The sequence below is a fragment of the Pseudomonas protegens genome (genome assembly GCF_003732485.1).
Taxonomy (GTDB): Bacteria; Pseudomonadota; Gammaproteobacteria; order Pseudomonadales; family Pseudomonadaceae; genus Aquipseudomonas; species Aquipseudomonas protegens_B.
In genome coordinates, this window is sequence record NZ_MOAK01000080.1 from 377771 (window position 1) to 379005 (window position 1235).

Below are 1235 nucleotides of genomic sequence, written 5' to 3' on the forward strand. Positions count from 1 at the left end.
AGCAACTTGCCTTCCAGGGTTTCATTGGAATCGAATACGTCATACACCGGCTTGATACCGGTGGCTTTTTCAAACTCGGCCAGGGTGTTCTGACCGATGTAATCGGACCAGTTATAAATATGCACGGTCGGTGCAGCCTGCGCGCCAGCCACCAGCGTCAGGCTGGCGGCAACCAGCATGGCTTTGCGAAACAAAGAAATAGGCAAGTGGAGGTCCTCTTAAATAGTTGGGCCCAAGTTGCCCCGCGCTACCTGACAGCCTCCGAGCTGCCCAGCAACAAAACCGGCGCGCAACTTACCCTCGATAAACCAATCCAGCAAAACTTTCTGTCATTTAATTGTTTCCTGTTGCCGCCCTCGCCACGACGACGGCAACAGGGAGTGCTGCAAATCGGCTTATTTACCGGATTTGATCTTGGTCCAGCTGCGGGTCAGGATGCGCTGGGTCGCGGCCGGCAGGTCGGCGATCGCGTACAGCTTGGCCTGCACGTCAGCGGGCGGATAAACACCCGGGTCGCTGGTGATGTCTTTATCGACCAGTGGGGTTGCAGCCGCGTTACCGTTGGGGAAACGCACGGCGTTGGTGATTTCGGCCATGACTTCAGGCTTTTGCAGGAAGGTCATGAACTTGTAGGCGCCGTCGACGTTTTCCGCGTCTTTAGGGATGGCGACCATGTCGTAGAAGCTGCCAGCACCCTCTTTCGGAATGTTGTAGCTGACCTTGACCTTGTCACCGGCTTCGGCGGCACGAGCCTTGGCCTGATAGATGTCGCCCGAGTAGCCCACGGCGACGCAGATGTTGCCGTTAGCCAGGTCGGAGATGTACTTGGACGAGTGGAAGTAGCCGATCGATGGACGGATCTTGAGGAACAGCGCCTCGGCTTCAGCCAGCTGCTTCTTGTCCTGGCTGTCGGTCGGGTAGCCCAGGTAGTGCAGCGCCACCGGAATCATCTCGGTAGGCGAGTCGAGGAAGCTGACGCCGCAAGCCTTCAACTTCTCGGCGTTTTCCGGCTTGAACAGCAGGTCCCAGGAGTTGGTGGGTGCGTCGGCGCCCAATACGGCCTTGACCTTCTCGGCGTTGAAACCGATGCCGATCGAGCCCCACATGTAAGGGAAGGCGTGCTTGTTGCCCGGGTCGCTCACCGATACCGCCTTGAGCAGCGACTCGTTGAGGTTCTTCCAGTTCGGCAACTTGGACTTGTCCAGTTCCTGGTAGACACCGGCCTTGATCTGCTT

1 protein-coding gene and 1 pseudogene are annotated in these 1235 nt (G+C 57.8%); both read right to left on the bottom strand.

All coding sequences use genetic code 11. The features are described 5' to 3' along the window. Window positions 1-206, bottom strand: a pseudogene (locus BLX41_RS36070) (polyamine ABC transporter substrate-binding protein); the annotation flags it as partial. A gap of 189 nt (window positions 207-395) precedes the next feature. Next, the coding region (locus tag BLX41_RS23015) for an extracellular solute-binding protein (protein WP_259745108.1) at window positions 396-1235 on the bottom strand (840 nt) is incomplete at its 5' end.